Annotated in this window: 22 protein-coding genes; 12 read left to right on the top strand and 10 right to left on the bottom strand. The window is 58.7% G+C overall.

What is annotated here, in order from left to right:
- The first annotated feature begins 38 nt into the window (after nucleotides 1-38).
- From HMJ29_RS07225 to HMJ29_RS07215, 3 genes are all read left to right on the top strand, one after another.
- Nucleotides 39-722, top strand: a complete 684-nt coding sequence (locus HMJ29_RS07225) for a carotenoid biosynthesis protein (protein ID WP_171590848.1) — start codon at nucleotides 39-41, stop codon at nucleotides 720-722.
- A 66-nt stretch (nucleotides 723-788) separates the two neighbouring features.
- Nucleotides 789-1,400, top strand: a complete 612-nt coding sequence (locus HMJ29_RS07220; RefSeq protein WP_171590847.1) for a TetR/AcrR family transcriptional regulator — start codon at nucleotides 789-791, stop codon at nucleotides 1,398-1,400.
- 229 nt (nucleotides 1,401-1,629) lie between these two features.
- Entirely contained in the window at nucleotides 1,630-2,244 is a 615-nt protein-coding gene (locus HMJ29_RS07215; RefSeq protein ID WP_171590846.1) for a TetR/AcrR family transcriptional regulator, read from the top strand.
- A 97-nt stretch (nucleotides 2,245-2,341) separates the two neighbouring features.
- Here HMJ29_RS07215 and HMJ29_RS07210 read toward each other — a convergent pair whose 3' ends face one another.
- Both HMJ29_RS07210 and HMJ29_RS07205 read right to left on the bottom strand, forming a co-directional pair.
- Nucleotides 2,342-2,584 carry a DUF6952 family protein gene (locus HMJ29_RS07210; protein ID WP_171590845.1) on the bottom strand — a complete coding sequence of 81 codons (243 nt, stop codon included), beginning with the start codon at nucleotides 2,582-2,584 and terminating at the stop codon, nucleotides 2,342-2,344.
- A gap of 9 nt (nucleotides 2,585-2,593) precedes the next feature.
- Nucleotides 2,594-2,911: a thioredoxin family protein gene (locus HMJ29_RS07205; protein ID WP_171590844.1), complete on the bottom strand. Its 318-nt coding sequence runs from the start codon at nucleotides 2,909-2,911 to the stop codon at nucleotides 2,594-2,596.
- Between the two features lie 311 nt (nucleotides 2,912-3,222).
- On the opposite strand from HMJ29_RS07205, the gene HMJ29_RS07200 reads away from it, so the two are divergent.
- From HMJ29_RS07200 to HMJ29_RS07180, 5 genes are all read left to right on the top strand, one after another.
- Nucleotides 3,223-3,816: an arylesterase gene (locus HMJ29_RS07200; RefSeq protein WP_171590843.1), complete on the top strand. Its 594-nt coding sequence runs from the start codon at nucleotides 3,223-3,225 to the stop codon at nucleotides 3,814-3,816.
- A 325-nt stretch (nucleotides 3,817-4,141) separates the two neighbouring features.
- Nucleotides 4,142-4,972 carry a metallophosphoesterase family protein gene (locus HMJ29_RS07195; protein WP_171590842.1) on the top strand — a complete coding sequence of 277 codons (831 nt, stop codon included), beginning with the start codon at nucleotides 4,142-4,144 and terminating at the stop codon, nucleotides 4,970-4,972.
- A complete protein-coding gene (locus tag HMJ29_RS07190; protein ID WP_171590841.1) occupies nucleotides 4,973-5,629 on the top strand; it encodes a hypothetical protein in 657 nt (218 codons plus the stop codon).
- Nucleotides 5,630-5,697: 68 nt separating this feature from the next.
- Nucleotides 5,698-6,522 carry a metallophosphoesterase family protein gene (locus tag HMJ29_RS07185; RefSeq protein WP_244678862.1) on the top strand — a complete coding sequence of 275 codons (825 nt, stop codon included), beginning with the start codon at nucleotides 5,698-5,700 and terminating at the stop codon, nucleotides 6,520-6,522.
- Nucleotides 6,506-7,111 carry a hypothetical protein gene (locus tag HMJ29_RS07180; protein ID WP_171590840.1) on the top strand — a complete coding sequence of 202 codons (606 nt, stop codon included), beginning with the start codon at nucleotides 6,506-6,508 and terminating at the stop codon, nucleotides 7,109-7,111. The genes HMJ29_RS07185 and HMJ29_RS07180 overlap by 17 nt, the downstream gene beginning before the upstream one ends.
- A gap of 2 nt (nucleotides 7,112-7,113) precedes the next feature.
- Here HMJ29_RS07180 and HMJ29_RS07175 read toward each other — a convergent pair whose 3' ends face one another.
- The gene (locus HMJ29_RS07175) at nucleotides 7,114-8,514 is read right to left on the bottom strand and encodes a lysophospholipid acyltransferase family protein (RefSeq protein WP_171590839.1); all 1,401 of its coding nucleotides are present in this window, start codon (nucleotides 8,512-8,514) and stop codon (nucleotides 7,114-7,116) included.
- 308 nt (nucleotides 8,515-8,822) lie between these two features.
- Between HMJ29_RS07175 and HMJ29_RS07170 the strand changes: the two genes are divergently transcribed.
- Nucleotides 8,823-9,635: a hypothetical protein gene (locus HMJ29_RS07170; RefSeq protein WP_171590838.1), complete on the top strand. Its 813-nt coding sequence runs from the start codon at nucleotides 8,823-8,825 to the stop codon at nucleotides 9,633-9,635.
- Between the two features lie 85 nt (nucleotides 9,636-9,720).
- On the opposite strand, the gene HMJ29_RS07165 is transcribed toward HMJ29_RS07170, so the two are convergent.
- The 5 genes from HMJ29_RS07165 to HMJ29_RS07145 form a co-directional block, all read right to left on the bottom strand.
- Nucleotides 9,721-10,794: a proline iminopeptidase-family hydrolase gene (locus HMJ29_RS07165; protein ID WP_171590837.1), complete on the bottom strand. Its 1,074-nt coding sequence runs from the start codon at nucleotides 10,792-10,794 to the stop codon at nucleotides 9,721-9,723.
- Between the two features lie 252 nt (nucleotides 10,795-11,046).
- Entirely contained in the window at nucleotides 11,047-12,150 is a 1,104-nt protein-coding gene (locus HMJ29_RS07160) for a chorismate mutase (RefSeq protein WP_171590836.1), read from the bottom strand.
- 221 nt (nucleotides 12,151-12,371) lie between these two features.
- Nucleotides 12,372-13,217 carry a prephenate dehydrogenase gene (locus tag HMJ29_RS07155; RefSeq protein ID WP_171590835.1) on the bottom strand — a complete coding sequence of 282 codons (846 nt, stop codon included), beginning with the start codon at nucleotides 13,215-13,217 and terminating at the stop codon, nucleotides 12,372-12,374.
- A 123-nt stretch (nucleotides 13,218-13,340) separates the two neighbouring features.
- Nucleotides 13,341-14,528 (bottom strand): pyridoxal phosphate-dependent aminotransferase, encoded by a 1,188-nt coding sequence (locus HMJ29_RS07150; protein WP_171590834.1) that lies wholly within the window; start codon nucleotides 14,526-14,528, stop codon nucleotides 13,341-13,343.
- 213 nt (nucleotides 14,529-14,741) lie between these two features.
- Nucleotides 14,742-15,572 (bottom strand): prephenate dehydratase, encoded by an 831-nt coding sequence (locus tag HMJ29_RS07145; RefSeq protein ID WP_171590833.1) that lies wholly within the window; start codon nucleotides 15,570-15,572, stop codon nucleotides 14,742-14,744.
- Between the two features lie 636 nt (nucleotides 15,573-16,208).
- On the opposite strand from HMJ29_RS07145, the gene HMJ29_RS07140 reads away from it, so the two are divergent.
- Nucleotides 16,209-16,988: a porin family protein gene (locus HMJ29_RS07140; RefSeq protein ID WP_171590832.1), complete on the top strand. Its 780-nt coding sequence runs from the start codon at nucleotides 16,209-16,211 to the stop codon at nucleotides 16,986-16,988.
- Between the two features lie 344 nt (nucleotides 16,989-17,332).
- Here the strand turns inward: HMJ29_RS07140 and HMJ29_RS07135 are convergent, their stop codons facing one another.
- Both HMJ29_RS07135 and HMJ29_RS20455 read right to left on the bottom strand, forming a co-directional pair.
- Complete coding sequence (locus HMJ29_RS07135; protein WP_171590831.1) at nucleotides 17,333-18,805, bottom strand: vWA domain-containing protein; 1,473 nt, start codon at nucleotides 18,803-18,805, stop codon at nucleotides 17,333-17,335.
- Nucleotides 18,696-19,259: a carboxypeptidase-like regulatory domain-containing protein gene (locus HMJ29_RS20455; RefSeq protein WP_171590830.1), complete on the bottom strand. Its 564-nt coding sequence runs from the start codon at nucleotides 19,257-19,259 to the stop codon at nucleotides 18,696-18,698. The genes HMJ29_RS07135 and HMJ29_RS20455 overlap by 110 nt, the downstream gene beginning before the upstream one ends.
- Nucleotides 19,260-19,934: 675 nt before the next feature.
- Here HMJ29_RS20455 and HMJ29_RS07125 point away from each other — a divergent pair.
- Entirely contained in the window at nucleotides 19,935-20,564 is a 630-nt protein-coding gene (locus tag HMJ29_RS07125) for an RNA polymerase sigma factor (protein ID WP_171590829.1), read from the top strand.
- 16 nt (nucleotides 20,565-20,580) lie between these two features.
- A complete protein-coding gene (locus HMJ29_RS07120; RefSeq protein ID WP_171590828.1) occupies nucleotides 20,581-21,990 on the top strand; it encodes a TonB family protein in 1,410 nt (469 codons plus the stop codon).
- Nucleotides 21,991-22,019 lie beyond the last annotated feature (29 nt).

The raw sequence follows: 22,019 nt of genomic DNA, 5'->3' as shown, positions 1-22,019 counted from the left end.
CGCTTGTAGTTTTGCGTGAGAATTTTTATTTGCCTCTGATGACCGAACCAACCCAACAGCCTCAACCCATAACTACTGTGGTGCCCGATGCGGCACGGCGCCGCTTGCGGCTGGCCCAGGGGGTGCTGCTGCTTTTTCACGTTACGGGGTTTCTGGGGCTGGGCTTTGCACAAGACAAGTCGTTTTACCTGCAGTTTGTGCCCCTGAACCTGCTGCTTACGGCCGGCCTGCTGGTGGCCTTTCAGCCCCGGCGCGACGCCACCTTCTGGAGTTTTGCCGTGGTAACCGTGCTGGTGGGCTTCTTTGTGGAAGTGGCCGGCATCCAGACGGGGGCCATCTTTGGGCAGTATGAGTATGGCCCCACGCTAGGCCTGCAATGGCTGGGGGTACCCCTGATCATTGGGCTCAATTGGTTTATGCTCACGTACATGGGTGGCGTGCTGGCTAACTACCTCCGGCTACCAGGCTTTCTGAAGGCCGTGGTGGCGGCGCTTCTGCTGGTGGGCATGGATTTGTGCATTGAGCCCGTTGCCATTCAGTACGGCTTCTGGAGCTGGCGCTACAACATCATTCCGCTGCAAAATTTCAAGGGTTGGTTTGCAGTAGCCCTCATTCTGCAGGTATATTTCAATCGTATGGAGATTAGCAAGCGCAACCCACTGGTCCCTTTTGTGTACTTACTGCAGCTTCTGTTTTTTTTCGGGCTGAGTATGCTATTCTAGGCCAGCTGGACGTTTAGCACCCAGTTGGTGCGAGCGGATGGTCTACTTTTTTTATCCGAAGTACTTATGGAGGACACTGTACTCCGCCAATTAATAGAGCGCGCCAATGAGCTGCTACGCCAGGTAGGCGTTGGCATTCTGCACGAAGAGCAGCTGGCCGTAGCCCTTGACCTGACCGTACCGGCGTTCCGGGAGATCTTTGGCAGCAAGGCGGGTTTGCTGCGTCTCACTACCCAGCAAAACCTGCAGCGCCAGCGCCAGGAGCACGATGAGCTTTTCGCTAACCTGGCTACCCCGGTTGAGTGCCTGCTGGCCTTGCTGCATCACAGCCTGCAGGAGCTGCGCAGCTCCCCCCACTACGATTATCAGGTGCTGCGGGAGCAGTACCCGGAGAGCTGGGGCCTGATTCAGGAACACCTCTACGTGTACTCGTTTCCGTTGCTCACGCGCCTGCTGCAGGAGGGCATTCAAGAGGGTCAGTTCCGGGCTGATCTGGAGCCCGGCATGATTACGCACATCATGATGGCGCTGATGAACCTGATTATGAACGAGGCTTATTTTCCCCCCGACCACGTAAACCAGGCCGATATCTACCGGAGTATGTTTGCGCCCTATGTGCGCGGCCTATGCACTGTAGAGGGCCTGCGCCTAGTTGCTCTGCATTTTGAGCGTATATAGCTGGGGTCGCTAAAGTAGTTCCGGAGCGGTGGCGTTTTCTCTTTTAGTACGCGGTTGAGCTATTAACTAAGGATGGTCTTCCTGTTTAAGATGCATCAGTTTAGGTAGTTACCTGAGTAGCCCCGAATGCGTATGAAATATTGGCCGGAAGATTGCGAGCCCGGTCTGAAAGAAACGTACTTTAGTGGGAGCAGCAATGCGGTAGTGTGCTCTCTCCCTTAACCTCCCTATGAATCAAACTGACAAGACCCGCCTGCTTGAGCAGGTGCAGGTTTTATTTAACCGCGCCGGTGGTATAACTGAGTTATCAGAAAACGACCTGATTACTGGCCTAGGGCTCACGCCTGATGCCTTTCAGGCAGCCTTTCAGAACAAGGAAGAATTTTTGGTGCAGGCCACGCGCTATGACCTGGAGCGCCAGAAGCGGGAACACCAGCAGTTGCTAGCGCCGCTGGGCTCTCCGGTTGAGCGCATACTGGCTCTGCTTAAACACGGCATTGCGGAAATGCAGCGAGCCCCTAAAACCGACTATGTAGCCCTGCAGCAGGAATGCCCGCGGGTATGGGAGGTGCTGCTGCTGCACCTAAGCACGTACTCAACTCCCCAGATTCACGGTCTGCTGAACGAAGGCGTGCTGCAGCGCCAATTCCGGGGCGACATCAACATTGGGCTGGTAACCAAGATTATTCTGGAGCAGATGCAGCTGATTCTGAATACGGCGGTGTTTCCGCCCAGCCGCTACAACCTGGCCGAGGTGTTCCGGAGCATCTACCTGTACTACATCCGGGGCATTTGCACCGACGAAGGCATCCGGCTGGCGGCGGCGCATTTCGCCCGCATCTAGTTCCTGCGATTAGGCCTAACGCCACAGCGCCTGCCTTCCACTAGGAAAGCAGGCGCTGTGGCGTTAGAGCGGTACTACGCAGCAGGGGTGAGGTGGCCTAGCTGATAGATACCCGCACTTTTTTAGTGTATTCGCGCAGGGCGTCTTTGAACTGGGAGCCATTCTCGCGCATGTGGTTGAGAATGAAGATGGCCGCGAAAATATGGGTAAGCTTTTCGCCTTCGTCTTCGCCTTCTACCTCAAACGGCAGGGGCTGCTCTTCCAGCAGCGCTTCCTCGGCGGCTACCAGGTTTTCCAGCGTCTGGGTTTCTACCAGGCGCTTGATAACGGGCATTTTCATAGGGGCAGCTTAGTTAGCGTGGAGTTTCGAAATCAGCTCCACTACGGCTTCTTCCTTGCTGGCGGCCAGCGTTTCTAGCAACTCGCCGTTGCGGAACACGGCAAAGTAGGGCAGGTTGGTAACGTTAGCCAGCTTGCGGGCCTCGGGGCTAGACTCAGCGTTTACATCCAGAAAAGCAACCTCGGGCTCAGCCTCGGAGAGGCGCTTGAACTTTGGCGAGAACAGCCGGCAGTTGCCACACCAGTCGGCGTAGTATTTCACCACTACCTTTTCATGCTGATCGAGGAGCTGGCGGAAATCGGCATCAGTGGCTTTCGTAACGGGCATTACAACAGAATTTGGTGAACAAAAGAAATGGCCAGATAAGAATAATTCTTATCGGGGTGCAAAGGTAAGCTACCTCGCCCGGAAAAGCGTGGCCCCCTGTAAAAGTAGATTTTACTAAGCCTTTGCCCCGGCGCCACGGGATATAAGTGCCTGCTGCTGGGCATGCTGAGGTAACCGCCAGAGGAATTGGCGGTACCGGCCACAGCTCAACGGGGCTCAACCCCGGTCCGGGCCTTACGTTATGCTACTACCTACGGCCACCGCTAAGCCCAGCGGTTTTGCAGTTCTTAACGCCGTGGCATTTCTCTCCTATGCAGCATATTCTTTTCTTCGGCAACAGCCTCACCGCGGGGTACCAACTCCGGGCCAGCGACTCATTCCCGGCCCGCATTCAGGAGAAGATTGATGCCTTGGGCCTGCCGTATAAAGCGCATAACTACGGCGTGAGCGGCGAAACCACGGCGGGCGGGCGGCAGCGCATTGCTACGGTACTGGGCCGCTTTACTGCGCTAGAGGTATTTGTGCTGGAGCTGGGCGCCAACGATGGGCTGCGCGGTATTCCGGTGCGCGAAACCACTCAAAACCTGCAGTTTATTCTGGATGAAGTGCGGCGCCAGCACCCCGCCGCCCGCATTGTGCTGGTGGGCCTGGAGTTTCCCTTTGACCTGGGGCCGCTGGCTACGCTGGGTGGGGGCCGCTACGGGCACTACGCTCAGGAGTTTAAGGCCTTGTTCCGGCTGTTAGCGGAGAAAAACCAGGTTGATTTTGTGCCCTTTCTGCTGCAGGGAGTTATTGGGCAGCGCCACCTAAACCTTCCCGATGGGGTGCACCCAAACGCCGCCGGCCAGCGCATATTAGCCGATAACGTGTGGGCCACCCTGCGGCCAGTACTAGAGAGGAGCTAGGCCACTTGCGCCGGCATTGGCAAGCCAGTACCCGCCCTCGAGGGCTCCGGTAGTTGCCTGTATGGCGCGCCAGCGCGCCATACAGGCAACTTTTTTTATTGGAAACGGTCAGTTTTATAGCCCGGCTTCTGGTTTTGATTTTGGGCCTCCTATTCATGGAAAAGCAGATGAGCATGGAAACTCAACTGTAAGACGGCACCTGTAACTGGCCTAGGGCAGGGGCTAAAGCCGTTTGGCACCCGAACAAACCGGTGCAGCCGCGGGTATATAGCTCCGTTCTGATGCTTCATGCAGTGTGAAGCAGCGGCCGTTATAGTGCAGAAGTATGCCTTCAGTTTTTCGCCCCAACTCTCTATTCACGTATCTATCTGTAGCCGCTACCGCCCTAGGCCTGAGCAGCTGTGAGCTGATAGAATTTAGCCCCAACGATCATCGCTCACCCGATGATAAGCAGGCGCTGACCACTAAAAATCTAACCGCCCTACTGGCTAAGCCGCTGCCCGCCCGCGATACCTTGCGTTTTGTGTACACCGGTGACTCTCAGCGTTTCTACGACGACGCCGAAGACCTGGTAAAGAGCGTGAACCAGCAAAAAGGTGTGCAGTTCATGCTGGTCGCCGGCGACATTTCCGACTTTGGCATGGCCCGCGAAATGTGGTGGGTCGATGACCAACTGCGTAAGCTCACTATCCCCTACCTCACCGTTATCGGTAACCACGACCAGGTGGGCAACGGCCGTAAGGCCTACGAGGAAGTATTCGGGCCGCTCAACTACTCCTTCACCTACGGCGACACGAAGTTTATCATGACCGACACTAACGGGCGTGAGTACAACTTTAATGGCCGCATTCCGGATGTGTCGTGGGTGCGCCAGCAGCTGCAGGATAATACCGTGCGCCGCCACGTAATTGTTTCGCATGTGCCCCCCCAGGATGAGGATTTCGACCCCGCCGTGCGAGAGGCTTACGTAGGAGCCCTGCGCGAAGACCCGCGCCTGGTATTCGAAATGAACGGCCACCGCCACGACTTCAGCATCGGCCAGCCCTTCAACGATGGCGTTACCTACGTCAACTCCTATGCCTTCGAGAAACGCCAATACCTCATCGTGACGGTATGGGGCGACAAGGAATTCCGCCTCAAACAAGTTTCCTTTTAAATGGCCTCTCATCTACTATTAGCGGTCCTGTTGGCCAGTCCGCTGGTGGCGGTTGCGCAAGAGCAACTCGCCAACCAAACTTCCTCACCGTCCCTGCTTGGCCGCCATCAGAAGTACCCCATGCCAGCCAACGGCGATAAAAAGCCTTGGTACCGGCCGCGCCACGTAGTACTGCAAACCGGTGGTGGCATTGGCATGATTGCCGCCGGGGTAGGCTACGGCCTCGGCAAAGACCGCAACGAGCTGGATATTCTGCTGGGCTACGTGCCTACCAAATATGCTGGCTCCTCGCTCAGCATTGCTACGGCCAAGTACACGTACTCGCCATTTGTGCTGCCCGTGGGGGAGCGGTGGCAAGTGCGCCCGCTCACTATTGGTGGCTACATAAGCTACACCCACGGCACCATTAATGATGAAGAGAAGGGCCAGTATGCTAAAGGCTACTACTGGTTTTCTACCGATACCCGCGTAGGGCCCGTATTGGGCAGCCGCTTGGCCTACCAGCGCCGCACGCGCGAGGGGCAAACCCGTAATATTTCCTTTTACTACGAGCTGGGCAGCAACGACCTCTACATCCTTAGCTATGTCCAGAACCGTAAAGCCCTGTCGGTGGGAGATATTCTGACGCTGAGCCTAGGCCTAAAGGCCGACTTTTAGCGTAGGGCTCATACGGCTGAGTAAGCCGGTGGGGAGCTACGGTGGCTCTCTGGTAAGATCACAACTTAATGAACAGCTGGTATTCCTGCGGATGTACGTTGGCTCTCACTGGCCTAGTGGGATGCTCGCTGGTGGAATACAGCCCCAACCAAACGCACATGCCCGCCACCGAGCGGGCTCTCACCAACCAGGCCCTACAGCGGCTGCAAGCGCACCCTAAGGGGAAAAGTGATACCGTGCGCTTTGTGTTTGTGGGTGATACCCAACGGTTTTACGACGAGACCGAGCAGTTTGTGGCCAGTGTAAACCGGCAGCGTAACATTGACTTCGTGTTTGTGGCCGGCGACATTTCCGACTTTGGACTGGCGCGGGAGTTCAGGTGGGTGCATGAGCGCCTGCAACAGTTGCAAGTACCCTACCTAACGGTGGTGGGCAACCACGACCTGGTGGGGAATGGCCGCGCCATTTACCAAACCGCGTACGGCCCCCTGAATTACACTTTCCGCTACGGCGGTACAAAATTCATCTGCCTCGATACCAACGGCCGTGAGTACAGTTTCGGGGCCAGGGTGCCCGATGTGCCCTGGCTGCAACAGCAGCTGCAAGACACAACCGGCAGCCGGCACACGGTAGTCATCAGCCACGTGCCACCCACCGACGAAGACTTCGACCCCGCCCTGGTACCCAGCTACACCGCGGCGTTACGGGGCTGCCCGCGGCTGGTATTTCACCTGAGTGGCCATGTGCACCGCTTTAGCGCCGGCAAGCCCTTCCATGACGGGGTAACGTACCTGACTACCTATAGCCTGGCTAAGCACCGCTACCACATCATCTCGTTGTGGGGGCAGCGGCAGTTCCGGCTAGAAACCGTGACGTATGGGCCAGATGCGTAGGTTACTGCTGGGGCTACTGGCCTACGGCTGGGCCCTGCAGCCCGTAGTGGCCCAGCAAGATGCTCAGCCCTCAGCAGGGCCCTTTTTTGTGGCGCTGCACTTTGCGGGAGGCACCGGGCTGGTAGCGGTAGGCGGCGGTTACCGGCTGGCTCACCAGCGCCTAGAGCCCGAGGTACTGGTGGGGTATCTGCCGGCCAAAGTGGCGGGCCGGGCTGCGGCGGTGCTCACGCTCAAGGCCAGCTACATTCCGTTCTCGCCCCGGCTGGGCCACTCCTCCTGGGAGGTGAGCCCCGTGGCCGCGGGCGGGTGGCTGAGCTACACCACCGGGCAGCAGTACTTCCTGACCAACAACAGCGCCGGCCGCTACCGGCCGGGCTACTACTGGTGGTCGTCGGCGGTGCGGGTGGGGGCGTTTGTGGGGCCTCGCCTGACGCGGGTAGGCCACCCCGGCACCCGCCATACTCCGCGCCAAACCCTCTACGCTGAGCTAGGCACCAACGACTTGTACCTGGTAAGTGCCCTTACCAACCACACCCTGCGCCTTACTGATATTCTTACGCTGGGGGCAGGGGTGAAAGGCAGCTGGTAGCGCTAGGCGCTCGGGCGGCCGCTAGAAGGAGCCGCCGGCGTATTGAGGTAAACCTCCCGGGCCTCACGCAGAATAGTCAGGAGCTCCTGGCGCTGCTTAAGCAGGCTCTCCATGAGGGGGCGCTGCTCCCGGAACAGGCGCAAGGCGCGCAAACGGCGCAGGCGGCTAGCCAGGTTGCCCTCGTAGCTGAGCGCGTAAAACCCCGACACGGGTAGGCTCAGGAAATACAGCAGCGTCCAGCGCCAGTCCTGCGTGAGGTGGTACACCAGCGCAGTTTGTGCTACGTAGGCTAGGGTAAACGTGAGCATGCCCGTCACGAGCATGATAGGGGCTACAAACTCTGCATCCTTCGTGGCCCGCTTGGCTATCAGGGCTGGTATTTTGTAGGGTATATAGTTGTTGATGACCCCATACACAAACAGCGGCGCGCCCAGCACCAGCCGTATCCCGGCCGAAAGTATCCGGCTGGCCCGGCTGCCCGCTGCCGGTCGGGTTTCCAGGGCGTCATCGGTGAGGCGATGCCGCCGGAGCTTCTCGAGGTAGCTGTGTAGCTGCTCCCGCACCTCCGCCAGCCGGACGGGGTCGTGGCCTTCAAAAAAACGCACGGCTTTCAGCAGAGTGCGGCTAAGCTGAAAGTTATCGGAGAGGGTTTCTTCGTCGTCTTGGATGAGGTGCTGCCCAAAGGTGCGCTCTACCTGCGTTACCAGCTCATCCTCCTCATCAGTGCGCGTAATGATAAGGCTGGCCTCCATCCGCCGCCTGATTTCATTGGTCAGCACATCGGCGGCAGCTTCGGGGTCTTGGCGGTACTGCTCGGCGTAATCGGCCACCCGAATGGGCTCGGCCAGCTCCACGTACACATCGGAGCGGAAGCGCTGCGGGTCAAAGTAGTTGATGCCCATGGGCAGTATGTGCAGGCCTAGCCCAAAGTTGTGGCGGGCCTCCGCCCCCAGCGCAATGCGGGCCGCGCCGGTCTTGAGGGGCCGCAGCCGCCGCTCCGACACGCTAGTGCCCTCCGGGAAAATCATAATGGTGCCGCCTTTGTCGAAGTAGTCGTAGCAGCGCCCAAAGGCCTTTTCGTTCTGGGCTTCCAGTTGGGCTGGCGTGAGGGTTTCGGCCCCGGTATCCAGGTCCTGGCGCCGATAAATGGGGATGGAGTTGCCCGACTCCATAATGGCCCGCAGGATGGGGTTCTTGAAGAAGGTGCTCTTGGCCAGAAACGCCACCGGCTGCCGCCGGTTGATGGCCGCCACCAGCGGGTCCATGAGCGTATTGGGGTGGTTACTGGTGATGAGCAGGGGGCCGCGCATTTGCAGCCGCTCAGGGTGGCGCACCTCCAGCTGCCGGAAAAACACGCGCAGGGCCACCTGCACGAGGGGCTTCATCACAGTATAAAAAAGCATAGAGGCAGGGAAAGCAGTGGTTGGTAGGAGAGAGGAAGAGCGAGCACAGCAGAGCTTACGAAACCGCCGGGAAAGTAGAAGTCGTATCTAAGCCAGTTGCCTGAAAATAGCAAGAAAGCCCAACCGTAATACGGACGAGCATTTTCGGCTTCTCTGGTTTTGGGCTGGTTTTTTGCGCGTAACCAAGCAGTTGCCGTACAAGGGGTGCCCGGTTGTACGTTTCAGGTGGTGGGCAGGGCTTGCACCGCTCCTTTCTGCGGCTTCCGCCCAAATCCAGCATCTTTGCCCCACGTTTAGAATTGCCTGTTATGCGTCTGCTAGTTGTTTTTCTGGGATTGTTGCTGGTCCCGCTGGTAAGTGGGGCCCAAACATCGTCGGCGGTGGAAGCCGCGGCGCTGTCCACCGCCCTCAAAAAAGCCAACCAGCTCATGCTGGAGCGGCGCTACGAGTCGGCGTGGAAGCTATTGAAGGTCACGGATCAAATGAATGTGGAGCCTGCCGTGGCCCTGAAGAAAACGGAGCTGGCCCTAAACTACCACATCGGCACCGAGGAACTCAAGCGTTTCGCCTTCCGCGACCTGTCGCTGCTTTCGCCTTCCATTGATAGCCTGCGTCAGGCCGGGAATGATTCCGTGCGCTACTCCTTTCCGGTACGCCGGGTGCTGGAGAAGCTCAAGGAAAAGTACCCCGATAACTATAAGCTAGACCGCGCCCTCGGCGACTACTACTTTGCTGTGCAGCAGTGCGACTGCGCCGAGCAGGACCTGGGCGAGGATGAGGTCTTCCGACGCACTATTCAGTTCTACCAACTGGCCCACGAGCGCGGCCAGGGCGACTACCTCTCGTACTTTGCCCTGGGCTACGCCTATCAACGCCTGGGCCAGTTTCAGGAAAGCTTGGCTCCGTTTGAGCGCTCCATTCAGTTGCGCAAGAACTATCCCACGGCTCACCTCAACCTGGCATTTGTGTGCCTGGAGCTCAAGGAGTTTGATAAAGCCCGCACTCATGCCCGCCTTGCCGTTCAGCTCTTTGAAGATGCCGCCCATAAAGAAGACGCCGGCTTCCTGCTCGCCCAAATTGAGGAGCGCATGAAGGAAACGGCCGCATCTAAACCGCAGTAAAGCTGTCATTCCGAGTGAAATGAGAAGTCTGGGTTAGCTTTTAGGCCTGCTCCCAGATTCCTCGCCTCACTCGGAATGACAGACACTATAGTGTAGTGCCGGCTTTGAAAGTACCGTCGTTTACTGACTTGAGGAATTTGGTGAGGCCTCGGAAGTAGGTCTGCTGGTCGTCCCACATGCTCATGTGGCTGCCCTGGGGGCAGAGCAGGTAGTTGCCTTTCTGCACTTTGTGGCTCATTTCCTCCATGTCCTTGGGGTTCATGGTGTCGTACTGGCCGCCAATCATGAGAGTGGGCACGGTAATCTTGTCGAGGTCGTTCCACCGGTCCCAGGTAAGCAGGCGGCCCGCAGTTTTAAACTCGTTAGGGCCCTGCATCAGCTCATACACGTGCTGGTTTACGTGTTTGAAGGAGCGGGCCACCGGATCGGGCATTTCGGCCATACGCAGCAGGTGCTGGGAGTAGTAATTCTTGAACACCAGGCCCTCATACGTGGGGTTGTGGTAGTCTTTCTTCACTTCAAACTTCTCCAGCGAATCCAGCAGGGAAGGCCGAAGCTGGGCCCGAAGGGTTTTGTTATAGGCATCGTAGCGCGGGATGCTGGCCACCATGTTGGAGATGACGAGGCCCGCCAAATGGTCTTGGTGCTTAAGGGCGTACTCCAGGGCTAAAATGCCGCCCCAGGAGTGGCCTAGTACGTAAAACTTGTCAATACCCAGGGCCTGGCGCACTTGCTCCACCTCATTCACGAAACGCTCCGTGCGCCATAGGTCGTCATCGTTGGGCTGGTCAGAATAGTAGGAGCCAAGCTGGTCGTACTCGTAAAACTGAATGCCTTCCTGCGGGAAAAAGCTCTCGAAGCACTCCATGTACTCGTGCGTCATGGCTGGGCCGCCGTGCAGGAGCAGCACCTTGATCTTGCCCGTCCCAAACCGCTTCGTCCAGACATTGAAGGTGCCCTTGGGCGTCTTAATCGGTATCAGCTGTATGCCCCCGCTGCGGATACCCGTTTCAAAAGGCTGCAAATAGCCCGTAGTAACGGTATTCGGCGACTCAAAGTCAGGGGCCGACGGGGCAGATGGTTTCTGCTGGCAGCCGGTAAAGGTGAGGGCAGCAGCCAAGGCTAGGCCACTCAGGCGGGAGAGGAGAGGTGCGGTCATGGGTGGGGCGTGTTAGTTCTCACCAATAGTAGAAAGAACTGACGTAAACCCCGCTAGGCCTATCAGTCTTTGTAGGATAAGGGTAATAGACTTATAGCCCTTAAAAGCAGACCGTCATGCTGCGCTTGTCGAAGCATCTCTACCGCGGTGCTAACTATTAGATTAGCCAGAAGTAGAGATGCTTCAACAAGCCCAGCATGACGGTCTTTGATAGTTGCGCTAGTTGCGCAGGGTGGCCTAGCCTACTAAAACCTACAGATTCTCGCGGTTCATAATGCGGTTCTGGCGGTTAATAGACTCCAGGTGAACGGCGTCGAAATACTTCAGAATGAAGTCTTTGGTGAGGCCCAGCTGGTTGCCTTTCTGTACCCCACGCTCCAGAATCTCGTTCCAGCGGTTGGTCTGCAGAATGGTGATGTCGTTCTCTTTTTTGTAGGTGCCAATGTTCTCGGCTACCTGCATGCGGCGGCCCAGCAGGTGCAGAATCTCGTCGTCGAGCTGGTTGATCTGCTCGCGCAGCTTGGTGAGCACCGTGATGAATTCCTGCTGGTCGGTGGTTTCGTGGCGCCAGATCAGGCCGTCGAGCAGCTCGGCGAGGCGCTCGGGCGTTACCTGCTGCTTGGCGTCGCTCCAGGCGTTATCGGGGTCGATGTGTGATTCCAGCATCAGACCATCAAAGTCCAGGTCAATCGACTTTTGCGCGATGCCCGCCAGGCCCGTGCGGTTACCGCAGATGTGGCTCGGGTCGCAGATGATGGGCATTTCGGGCAGGCGGCGCTTCATCTCGATGGGCAGGTGCCACATAGGGGCGTTGCGGAACTCGGTGTTGCCGTAGCTCGCAAAGCCCCGGTGAATCAGACCGATGTTCTTCACGCCGGCTTTGGCCAGGCGCTCCACGGCGCCCATCCACAGCTCCAGGTCGGGGTGCACGGGGTTCTTGATGAACACAGGCACGTCGGTGTTGCGCAGGGCATCGGCCACGGCCTGCACCGAGAAGGGGTTTACGGTGGTGCGGGCCCCAATCCAGAGCACATCTACCTCAAAGGCCAGGGCATCTTCTACGTGCTTGGGCGTGGCTACTTCCACGGTGGTGGGTAGGCCAGTCAGCTGCTTGGCTTTCTGCAGCCAGGGTAGGCCCTTGGTGCCCACGCCCTCAAACAGGCCGGGCTTGGTGCGGGGCTTCCAGATACCGGCGCGCAGCATATCCACTTTGCCGGTGGCGGCCAGGCGGGTGCAGGTTTCAATGAGCTGCTCTTCCGTCTCGGCCGAGCAGGGGCCAGAAATGATGAGGGGCTTCTTCGCCAGGAAGGTCTTGTGTTCGGCCTGGTCGGCAGGGGAGGTGATGAGCTGTTCCATTATATGAGGTTGTTTTTTGCAGTTGGGAGGTAGCCTAAGATGAGGCTTAAGAGTGCTAGATTTTTAGTCTAGACTCCCCTCCTCAGATGAGGAGGGGTTGGGGGTGGTTGAAAATCGTTGAACGTCCACTAGCTCTAGTTCTAAAAACTGTTCTAGGCCAGTCAACCACCCTCAGCCCCTCCTCATCTGAGGAGGGGAGCTAGTTTGTAGCTCTAGCTTTGTTATTTCAGAATCTTTTTGATCAGGTTGGCTTGCTGTATTTGTTGGTAAACCGCCGGGTAGTCTTCCTGATTCAGCAGCTCGCGCAGGTGTTGAAGCTGGTGAATGTGCTCGTCCAGCACATCCAGCACGTTCACGCGGTTTTGGCGGAAGATGGGCACCCACATATCGGGCGAGCTTTTGGCCAGGCGCACCGTCGACTCAAAACCACCGCTTGCCAGTGCAAATATCTGCTGTTCTTCTTTCTCTTTCTCTAAAACTGTGAGAGCCAAGGCAAAAGAAGTGATATGCGAGATGTGCGAAATGTACGCCGTGTGCAGGTCGTGAGCGGTGGCATCCATGTACACCAGGTGCATGGCCAAGCGGCCAAATACTGCCTCTACCCGCGCCACGGCGTCTTCGGCGCTACGGGCGGCGTCGCAAATCACGAGGGTCTTGTCGCGAAACAAGCCAGGTATGGCCGCTGACGGGCCAGAGTATTCTGTGCCTGCCATGGGGTGCACGGCCACGAAACGGGCGCGGTTGGAGTGGTCATTCACGTGGGCCAGCAGCGTGGCTTTGGTAGAGCCCACATCAATTACCACCTGGCGCTCCGTAGCAGCATCCAGCACCTGGGGCAGCACGCTGAGCATGGCATCCATGGGCACAGCTACTACCACCAGATCAGCCCGCCCCACGGCGGCGGCCAGGTCGGCTTCTATCTCATCAACAAGGCCGATGGCTATGGCCTGCTTTTGGTTATCAGGGCTTTGATCTACGCCAATGATGTGGTGCGCCAGGCCAGTCTCCTTGAGACTAAGGGCGAGCGAGCCGCCAATCAGGCCAATTCCGATTATCGTAACTACCATCGGGGAAGTGGTGAGATGGTGAAATAAGGAGTTTGTTAGTGTCTGAGCGGAGCGAAGGACCTGCGGATGTCAGGCATGCACCCCGACGACACCGTTGCAGCGGGAGCAGGCCCTTCGTTCCACTCAATCTGCTGCGGAAGCGCTGAGCTGCTGGGCCTGCTTGATGCGGCCCAGCGCCGCCTGCAGCACCTCTTTGGTCTGGCACAAACTCACCCGGATGAAGTTGTTGCCGTTGCTGCCGAAGATGCCGCCCGGCGTGATAAACACGCTGGCGTTGTAGAGCAGCTCGTCGCTGAGGGCGTACCCGTCGGCGTAGCCCGCCGGAATGGGGGCCCATACAAACAGGCCTACCTGGTTGCGGTCGTAGCTACAGCCAATGGTATCGAGCAGCTCAAACACCAGCTCGCGGCGGGCACGGTAGTGGGCGTTTAGCTCCTGGTACCAGGTTTCATCGAGGTTCAGGGCCTCCACGGCGGCCAGCTGCACCGGCAGGAACATGCCCGAGTCGAGGTTGCTCTTGAAGCGTAGCACTTCCTGCAGCAGATCGGCGCGGCCCGCCAGCAGGCCCACGCGCCAGCCCGCCATGTTGTGCGACTTGCTCAGGGAGTTCAGCTCCAGCACCACTTCCCGTGCGCCCGGCACCGCCAGCAGGCTCTGGGGCTGCTCCGTGTTGAGGATGAAGCTGTACGGGTTATCGTGCACCAGCAGAATGTTATGCGCCGTAGCAAAGGCCACCAGCTTGGTGAAGAACGCGGCATCGGCGGCGGTGCCGGTGGGCATATGGGGGTAGTTCACCCACATCAGCTTTACGCGGCTCAGGTCGCGCTGGCCTAGCGCCTCCAGGTCGGGCAGCCAGTTGTTTTCGGCGGTCAGGTCGTAGTCGAGGGGGGTGGCGCCGCTCAGGTGCGCGGCGGCCCGGTAGGCTGGGTAGCCAGGGTTCGGAATCAGCACCTCGTCGCCGGCTTCCAGAAACGTCATGCTCACATGAATGATACCTTCCTTGGAGCCCAGCAGCGGCAGAATCTCCGCCTCCGGGTCCAGCGCCACACCGTACTGCCGCTGGTACCAGCCCGCCATAGCCTGGCGCAGCGCCGGCACTCCCTTGTAGCTCTGGTAAGCGTGCGTGTTCGGTAGCTCGGCCGCGCGGGTAAGGGCCGCCACCACGTTGGGGTGGGGCGGCATATCGGGCGAGCCAATGCCTAGGTTGATAATCTGCTTGCCGGCTTTATTCAGGCCATCAATCTCGCGCAGCTTCTGCGAGAAGTAGTACTCTTGAGTGTGCTGAAGGCGGCTGGCTACGGAAACTTGCATGAGGTGCTGATTTTTTTATCTGAACGTCATCCTGAGAGAAGCGAAGGATCTCGCGTGCGGATAGGAAGGGTACTGTTAATTAGTAATTGTCATGCTGAGCTTGTCGAAGTATCTCTACCGCTTGGTTGTAGAGGCTTAGGCCAGTTGGTTAGCCAGCGGTAGAGATGCTTCGGCTGCGCTCAGCATGACGTTGTTTTGAATCTGGTGACTGAATTAATGTGTAGTGCCTTTATGGTACACGCCCAGCACCTCCAGGCCATCGGTTACGGGGGCAATGTCGCGGAGGGCGGCCTGGAGTTGCTCCGGCTGATCAAACTCCAGGTCGGCGTGGAAGTAGTAGTGCCAGGTGCTGCCCGGCTTGGGACACGACTGCAGCTTGGAGAGGTTAATGCCCAGATCAGCAATCCGGACCAGCACCCGCGCCAGGCTGCCCTGAGTGTGGTTGGTGTGGAAATAGAGCGAGGCCTTATTGGGCTGCTCCACTTCCAGCGCGTTTTCGGGGCGGGCCACTACCAGAAAGCGGGTGTAGTTCTTTTTTTCGGCGTGAATGTCCTCGGCTACTATTTCCAGGCCGAACAGCTCGGCGGCCAGCCGGCCCGCTACGGCCGCTACGCCGGGCCGGCCCTGCTCCCGCACGCGCTGAGCGCTCAGGGCCGTGTCTTCTGACTCCACCAGTTGCCAATGGTGGTACTGGTTTAGAAAGTCAGCGCATTGCAGCAGGGCCATGGGGTGGGAGTGCACCTCCCGGATGTCGGAAAGCTGCTGACCCGGCAGTGCCATCAGGTGCTGCCGGATGCGCAGGTACACCTCACCCATCACCCGCAGCCCCGACTTGCGCAACAGTGTGTAGTTGGGCAGAATGCTGCCGGCAATGGAATTCTCAATGGCCATTAGGCCGGCTCCCGTGCTGCCGCTGGCTACCTGGCGCACCACCTCGCTAAACGTGGCGCAGGGCGCCGTCAGCGTTTCGGGGCCGAAGTAGTGGCGGGCGGCTATCTGGTGGAAACTACCGTCAAAGCCCTGGATGGCAACAGTGGGGAGCATGATACTGGTGATGAAATGGCAATAAAAAAGGCCTCCGGAGTGCGGGGCCTTGGGTTTGCTGTGGTGGCTGCTCTAAGTCAGCTTCGGCAAATCGGGCCCCGCTTCTTTGTAAAAAAGAAGTAATAGTAGCCGTAATAAAAGAAGTGTTGAGCGGCCATGTGGGTATTGTGTGAGCGTAAAAAAAGCGCCTCCCGAGGTTGTCGAGAGGCGCTGGAGAATTTCGGTGGGGAAAGCTACAGAGGGGCCGCTCGACTACGCGTTGGCGTAGTAGAAATAGTAGTTAAAATAAAAGCGGCTGGTCGGCTGAAGCATGAGTATCAAGTGCTTTGATAGGGGCAAGGTGGGACGCGTTGCTGGTAATTCCAAATTAAAAATTTAAAATAACAGCTAACAAACGTTTGCTAAAGCAGGGTAAAACTCACTGAAATTTGTGTTGAGTGAGGCAAAAAGTGTTTCAACACCTGCACAATACTAAGTTGTCAAAGCAAGGCCCATTGCGTGTTCTAGGCCAGTTAGAGCCGGTTTTAAGGATGGGTGTAAAAAACTTGGCACGGTTTTGAAATAGTACCTGTCAGAAGCCAGTTACCCACCCTGCGCACTGCGGCAGCTGGCTCTTTCTTCCCAATTATTCCTGCCATGACTACGAAGCGACTTTTCGGCCGCCTGGCCGCTGCTACCTTATTAATTTCTGCTTTTGCTACTGCTTCTGAGGCCCAGGTCCAGACGCACCGGGTGCCCGCTTATACCGGTAAAGCGCAGGCTCGTTCCGTGCCGGCTACCCGCTCTTATGCTACCTCCTCGGCTACTGATGGCGTCAAGATTGGCATCCGGGCTGGCGTAAACATCTCGGACTGGTCGGGTGATGCCGTGAACAGCGTGATGGACTTGGCTGAGTACACCAACGGCGCCGTCACCAAGGATATGAAGCCCGGTTTCCATGCGGGGCTATATGCTACGCTGCCGCTGGGCCCCCGCTTTGCTATTGAGCCTGGCGTAAGCTACTCCGAGAAAGGTACTGTGCTGACTGGTCGCATTCCGCTGGAACAGTTCGACTTCCTGAACGCCAAGGTGACGGCCACGGGCCGCATGGCTTACCTCGATATTCCGGTGCTGGCCAAGGCTTACCTCACCGATGGTCTCTACATTTATGCTGGCCCCCAGGCCTCCGTGCTGCTGTCGGGTAAGGCCCGCGTTGATGCCAGCGCCCTTGGCTTTTCGGCCTTCAAAAAGGATTTCGATATCAAAGACCAGTTCCGCCCCGTCGATTTTGCCGTGGTGGGTGGCTTGGGCTACCAGTTCCAGAGTGGCTTTGGCCTGAGCGCCGGTTACGATTATGGCCTGACCTCACTGGATAAAAATAACCGCTTCGACGCCCAGAACCGCGTCATCAAAGCGTCCCTGAATTACTCGTTCTAATCTCTCTTCCATCTCCTATTCCCTGCAAAAGGCCCCGTCGAGTTTTCGGCGGGGCCTTTTTTGCACGAGCAATACAGCAGATAGGTATCAGTCACTAAGGATTGAAATAAAGCCGAAGTCGACCCACCGGTCCTTACCAGTGGCGAGGCTGCAACCAACGTCACTCAGGCCGGGGTAGTGAGTGAAGCGTGGGCCGACTTCGGTGAAAAGCTAGGAAGCGGCTTGAAATCAACAGAGAATAAGCGGGCTGATGGTAGGAGCCTATTAGCGTGAGATGGGTTGCATTTGCTTGAAATAGTGTCGGTTAATTTTTTTTGGTAAGCCTCTTTGGGCGCGGCTGCTTGCTAGCGGGCACCTATTTCTGCCGGGCTGGGCCGCAGGTCATCGGCTAGCTTAATGAGGCGTACCAGCTCCGCACGGTAGCCGTCGGGGTCGAAGCTCCTAGCCCCTTTGGCGAGGGCCGCGGTGGCCTCCCAGGTGGCGCTGCCGCGGTAGTCGCTCTGGCGAAGCAGCATGCCGAACTGGGCCACTGCGGCAGCAAAACGCAGGTTTTCGCTAGCTTCAGCAAGCGGCCTCGCCTGCCCGCTGAGTGGCAGCTCCAGTAGTTTGCTGCTGCTGCCCTGGGGCTGTTTATAGCGCAGCTTCACCGTCAGAAGCTCGGCGGTAGCGGCGCCGGCCAGAGTAGGCGCAATTGACTGGTACTTAAGCGGGTCAACGGTAGCTCTGGCACCCACGGGTACCACTTCATACAAGGCCGTTACGGTGTGGCCGGAGCCCAGCTCACCGGCATCTTTGCGGTCATTGTTGAAGTCCTCGGCGGCCAGCAGGCGGTTTTCGTAGCCTACCAGCCGATACTCACGTACCCGGGCCGGGTTGAACTCAACCTGCAGCTTTACATCCTTGGCAATGGTAAACAGAGTGCCACCAAACTGTTGCACCAGCACCCGGCGGGCCTCATCCAAGTTGTCGAGGTAAGCGTAGTTGCCGTTGCCTTTGTCGGCCAGCAGCTCCATCTTCTTGTCCTGGTAGTTGCCCTGGCCTACGCCCAGCACGGTCATGAATACGCCGCTTTCCCGCTCTTCCGTGATGAGGCGCTCCATGGCCTGGTCGCTCTGCTCGCCCACGTTGAAGTCGCCATCGGTGCACAGAATCACGCGGTTGTTGCCGTCCTTGTTGAAGTTCTGACGAGCTACCTGATAAGCCAGTCGCAGGCCCGCCCCACCGGCCGTAGAGCCTCCCGCTGTAAGCCGACCAATGGCGGCCAAAATATCAGCGCGCTGCGCGCCTGAGGTGGGCGGCAGCACGGTACCCGCGGCGCCGGCGTACACCACCATGGCTACCTTATCCTGGGGGCGCAGCTCCTTGGTGAGCAGGCGTAAGGCTTGCTGAACCAGTCCTAGCCGGTCGTCGCCCTGCATCGAGCCCGACACATCTATCAGGAACACCAGGTTAGCGGGCGGCAGCTTTTCGGTGGGCACATTGCGGCCCTGCAGCGCCACTTGCACTAGCTGGTGCTCCGGGTTCCAGGGGCATTGGGCCTGCTCCATGATAACGCGAAAGGGCTCCGTGGCCGCCGGATCAGGCTGGGGGTAGTTGTACTGGAAATAGTTAATGAGCTCCTCGGTGCGCACGGCATCGGCGGGTGGCAGCTGGCCCTGTTGCAGGAAGCGGCGCACATTGCTGTAGCTCGCGGCATCCACATCAATGCTAAAGGTGCTGAGCGGCTCCTTGGTCGCGTTGCGAAAGCCGTTTTCGGTAAATAGTAGCGTAAGATTCTCCAGCACCGGGCTCGGGCTGAGCCGGATAGGAGTAGCCATGCGGAGCGCTGGCTGGCGCTTGCCGCTCCTTTCTCTTACCTAAACTATTCCCCCGCACGCGCACCGAAATACCGGCGGCTTTACCTGCCATACCTGTAACTACTACCTCACTCAACTGCTGCGAGTCGCTGGCTAGGCCTACGTTGATGATGGGTTGGCCGGTTAGCTTCACCTCTTGCTGTATAAAGCCAATGGTGCTGAATACCAGAGCTTTTGCTTGCTTGGGGACCTGGATAGAATAGCTGCCATCGGCAGTGGTGCTGACACCGATGCTGGTGCCTTTCACTAGCACCGTCACGCCGGGCAAGCCCTGGCCATTGCTGCGGTTTGTCACGCGGCCCTGCACGGTGTAGGTAGTAGCTGAAGTAGCCGCAGATGCTGGCACCGATTGAGCCGTAGTGGGAGCGGAGGGCAACAGAGACGTCGCCAGTACGCAATAGAGAAGATACTTCATGGCAAGAAAGAATAGAGGTGAGTAGATAGGGCAGAAAGTGGCCTAGGGCTGACGCGGCGGTTTGGGCTATTCCCCGGCCCAGCGCCGCATGTTGCGGGTGCGCCGCCGAGCTTCGCGTGGGGCCCTATGGGCTTCCTCAGCCCGGATGGCGGTGCACTCTTGGGCGTTCGGTAGCCACCACGGGAGTACCGGCGGCCTAGCAGCTGTTTGATCTGTTGTAGGGGCGTAGGCGACTGAGTCGGGAGCAGGCCCTGGTGGAGGAGTTGCAGTTTGGGCCAGCGCCTTGCCAGGACCGAGTGCTGGAACAGCCACGAGGAGAAGGTAGAAGTAGTGCATAGTGGCAGAGCAGTGAGGCGTTGGTACCAGGTTGATGCCGCTAGGCCGCGCATTCCACACGGACGCCAGAAATTTTTAGCCAGAATTTTCTGTATACCAGAAATTGGGTTGACCTATTCGTTACCCCACCCCCGCCCCCTCTGGGAGAGGAGATGCTAGGCGCTTGCTGTTCCAGAACGCACCCCTCTCCCGGAGGATGTGGCGCATCAGGCCAGCGTGAGACGGGGGTGGGAGCAACGACAGGCGGAGCAGTGCACCGATCAAGGCCAGTGGAGCCCGAAGTGAATTTTGCCGACGAAGCTGTAGCTTTCGGTGCTGCCTCATCTACTCTAGTCCTGCATGTTTTTCCGCCGTCGTCCTGCGCCTGCTGCCGAGCTCTCCGATGCGGAGCTGCTGCTGCGCTACCGCGCCGAGGGCGACGTGCACCACCTAGGCCCCCTCTATGAGCGACACATGCCAGCGGTGCTGGCCATCTGTCGGCGCTACTTGCGCGAGGAGGAAGACGCCAAGGACGCCGTGATGCAGCTTTTTGAGCAGCTGGTAGAGCAGCTGCGCCGCCATGAGGTAGACAACTTCCCGGCCTGGCTGCACACCACCGCCCGCAACCATTGCCTGATGGTGCTGCGGGCCCGGCAACGAGCCGGCCCGGCGGCTGGCGGGGCTCTGGTAGTCCACTTTCCCGATGCCGCCGATATGGAATCGGCCGTCAGTCGGCATCAGACAGACGATGACCCCGCCGAAGCTGACTTCCACGAGCAACAGCTCCAACAGATGGAGCAGGCCCTGGCCGGGCTACCACCAGGACAAAAACAGTGTCTGGAGCTGTTCTACCTCGAAAAGAAGTGCTACCGCGACATTGCCGACCTCACCGGCTTCGACCTTAACGCGGTTAAAAGCCACATCCAAAATGGTAAGCGCAACCTGCGCCGCCACTTAGAATCAACTGCTGCCCCCAATGCGTCCCCGTAACCCCACTTCTGAGCCTATGCCTTCTGCCAGCCGGCACCTGCCGGTAGAGGTGCTGCGCCGTTACGTGGCCGGAACGCTACCTCCCGCCGAGCAGCACCAGGTGGAGGCCCACACCCTCGACTGCGCCCAGTGCGCCGATATTCTGACGGGCCTGGAAATGCAGCCTTCCACCACCACCGATCAGAGCCTGGTAGAGCTGCAGCAGCGCCTGCACACCCGCGTAGAAGAATTAGCTACCGAGCAGGCGCCAACCGCCCCGCTGTGGGCCTGGCGCCAGCTGGCCGCAGCTGCCGTGCTACTCCTGACGCTGGGCGCCGTGGCGTGGTTCACGCTTCAGCGTTCTGCTGCTCCTGAAATTGCTTCCACTGGCCGGCATGCCGTAGAGCGTCTGGCTATTCGGGCACCTAGGCCAGTGCCCGTACCGCAACACGCACCGGCGCCAGCCGTGGCTTCTGCTGCCACGCCCATGCCGCCCGATGCGGTAGCCAGCGTAGCTGCCCGGTCGCGGCCAGCTCCTGCAGTGCCGTTTCGCCGAGAGAAAAATCCGCAGTACGCGCGGGTGGCTCCGAAGGCTCCATACGGGGCTGATGTGCAGCCTGATACCGAAGCGGCAGCCGGGCAAGATGCCGTAGCGCTAGCGGCTGAAACGCAGGCTGATACTACGGCAGTAAGCGTTGCCAAGGCTAATACCACAGACCAGAAGCAGGGCTATGCTGTGCAGTCGGCTCCTGGTAAGGCTTACCCGCCCGGCGCAGCGGCAGCTACCCTGCGGGCGAGTGGCCCACCGGCTACGCGCAAAGCAAGGGTAGCCGCCGCTGCTGATTTGGAGGGTATGCGCACCGTGTATGGGCGCATTACGGACCAAACCACCGGCAAGGGGCTGGAAGGGGTTACGGTGCAGGTGCCCGGCACGCCGCAAGGCGTTTCTACGGCGGCTGATGGCTCTTTCAGCCTGACGGTGCCTGCCAATACCCCGCAGCTCAGCATCAACTCAGTAGGCTATACCTCGCAAACCCAACCGCTCAACCCCAACGACTCAACCCTGGCCCTGGCTCTTGCTCCCACCACCAAAGCTCTTAGTGAAGTGGTAGTGGTGCGCCGCGATGCGCCACCCGCGCCCATGTCGGTAAGCGCCATGCCGGCTGGCGGCTACGGGAACCTGAGAAAGTATCTGAAAGACAGCCTCGACTACCCTGAAAAAGCGCTGGATGCCCGTACTGAAGGCACCGTGCGGCTACGCTTTGTGGTGGGCGAAGATGGCAAAGTCAGCGACATTAAAGTAATCAAAAAGCTCACCGACGAGTGCGACGCCGAAGCCATTCGGCTCATCCAAGAAGGTCCTGCCTGGTACCCCGCCATCGTCAAGGGTCGCCGCACGGCCCGCCAGGTAGAAGTGAGCGTGCCCTTTAAGATTGAAGGCAGGTGATGAGAGGATGGGACGATTAGTGAAGTGGC

Origin of the sequence: Hymenobacter taeanensis, assembly GCF_013137895.1 — a bacterium.
Lineage (GTDB): Bacteria > Bacteroidota > Bacteroidia > Cytophagales > Hymenobacteraceae > Hymenobacter > Hymenobacter taeanensis.
The sequence above is the reverse complement of the archived record's forward strand: the minus strand, read 5'-3'. Positions and strand labels throughout refer to the sequence as shown.

Bases quoted from the DNA above. Each gene is read 5' to 3' on its own strand.
- HMJ29_RS07225 (WP_171590848.1), top strand. From the start codon at position 39: ATGACCGAACCAACCCAACAGCCTCAACCCATAACTACTGTGGTGCCC.
- HMJ29_RS07220 (WP_171590847.1), top strand. From the start codon at position 789: ATGGAGGACACTGTACTCCGCCAATTAATAGAGCGCGCCAATGAGCTG.
- HMJ29_RS07215 (WP_171590846.1), top strand. From the start codon at position 1,630: ATGAATCAAACTGACAAGACCCGCCTGCTTGAGCAGGTGCAGGTTTTA.
- HMJ29_RS07210 (WP_171590845.1), bottom strand. From the start codon at position 2,584: ATGAAAATGCCCGTTATCAAGCGCCTGGTAGAAACCCAGACGCTGGAA.
- HMJ29_RS07205 (WP_171590844.1), bottom strand. From the start codon at position 2,911: ATGCCCGTTACGAAAGCCACTGATGCCGATTTCCGCCAGCTCCTCGAT.
- HMJ29_RS07200 (WP_171590843.1), top strand. From the start codon at position 3,223: ATGCAGCATATTCTTTTCTTCGGCAACAGCCTCACCGCGGGGTACCAA.
- HMJ29_RS07195 (WP_171590842.1), top strand. From the start codon at position 4,142: ATGCCTTCAGTTTTTCGCCCCAACTCTCTATTCACGTATCTATCTGTA.
- HMJ29_RS07190 (WP_171590841.1), top strand. From the start codon at position 4,973: ATGGCCTCTCATCTACTATTAGCGGTCCTGTTGGCCAGTCCGCTGGTG.
- HMJ29_RS07185 (WP_244678862.1), top strand. From the start codon at position 5,698: ATGAACAGCTGGTATTCCTGCGGATGTACGTTGGCTCTCACTGGCCTA.
- HMJ29_RS07180 (WP_171590840.1), top strand. From the start codon at position 6,506: ATGGGCCAGATGCGTAGGTTACTGCTGGGGCTACTGGCCTACGGCTGG.
- HMJ29_RS07175 (WP_171590839.1), bottom strand. From the start codon at position 8,514: ATGCTTTTTTATACTGTGATGAAGCCCCTCGTGCAGGTGGCCCTGCGC.
- HMJ29_RS07170 (WP_171590838.1), top strand. From the start codon at position 8,823: ATGCGTCTGCTAGTTGTTTTTCTGGGATTGTTGCTGGTCCCGCTGGTA.
- HMJ29_RS07165 (WP_171590837.1), bottom strand. From the start codon at position 10,794: ATGACCGCACCTCTCCTCTCCCGCCTGAGTGGCCTAGCCTTGGCTGCT.
- HMJ29_RS07160 (WP_171590836.1), bottom strand. From the start codon at position 12,150: ATGGAACAGCTCATCACCTCCCCTGCCGACCAGGCCGAACACAAGACC.
- HMJ29_RS07155 (WP_171590835.1), bottom strand. From the start codon at position 13,217: ATGGTAGTTACGATAATCGGAATTGGCCTGATTGGCGGCTCGCTCGCC.
- HMJ29_RS07150 (WP_171590834.1), bottom strand. From the start codon at position 14,528: ATGCAAGTTTCCGTAGCCAGCCGCCTTCAGCACACTCAAGAGTACTAC.
- HMJ29_RS07145 (WP_171590833.1), bottom strand. From the start codon at position 15,572: ATGCTCCCCACTGTTGCCATCCAGGGCTTTGACGGTAGTTTCCACCAG.
- HMJ29_RS07140 (WP_171590832.1), top strand. From the start codon at position 16,209: ATGACTACGAAGCGACTTTTCGGCCGCCTGGCCGCTGCTACCTTATTA.
- HMJ29_RS07135 (WP_171590831.1), bottom strand. From the start codon at position 18,805: ATGGCTACTCCTATCCGGCTCAGCCCGAGCCCGGTGCTGGAGAATCTT.
- HMJ29_RS20455 (WP_171590830.1), bottom strand. From the start codon at position 19,259: ATGAAGTATCTTCTCTATTGCGTACTGGCGACGTCTCTGTTGCCCTCC.
- HMJ29_RS07125 (WP_171590829.1), top strand. From the start codon at position 19,935: ATGTTTTTCCGCCGTCGTCCTGCGCCTGCTGCCGAGCTCTCCGATGCG.
- HMJ29_RS07120 (WP_171590828.1), top strand. From the start codon at position 20,581: ATGCCTTCTGCCAGCCGGCACCTGCCGGTAGAGGTGCTGCGCCGTTAC.